General features: G+C 49.1%; 1 protein-coding gene. It reads right to left on the minus strand.

The genetic code is table 11. From position 1 onward, the window contains the following. Nucleotides 1-265, minus strand: a 265-nt coding sequence (locus QN347_RS20120) for a DEAD/DEAH box helicase (RefSeq protein ID WP_323494449.1), incomplete at both ends; no start/stop codon positions are given.

The following is a 265-nucleotide window of genomic DNA, read 5'->3' on the forward strand; positions in this document are numbered from 1 at the left end:
GTACAAAATCTGCGTGACATTGTCGGCCGTGGCATTGCTGCGCGCGACTTCGATGGTTTGCGGATCATTGAGGAAGCTGGCCGCCAGCCGTTTGATTTCGGGTGAAAAAGTCGCCGAAAACATCAGGTTCTGTCTTTGCTTAGGCAAGAGATTGATGATGCGTTGCAAATCAGGCAAGAAACCCATGTCGAGCATGCGATCAGCCTCATCCATCACTAAAATCTGTGTCTGCGACAAGTTAATGGTTTTTTGCTGCACATGATCG

The organism is Sphingomonas sp. 10B4, assembly GCF_035019905.1.
Taxonomy (GTDB): domain Bacteria; phylum Pseudomonadota; class Alphaproteobacteria; order Sphingomonadales; family Sphingomonadaceae; genus Sphingomonas; species Sphingomonas glacialis.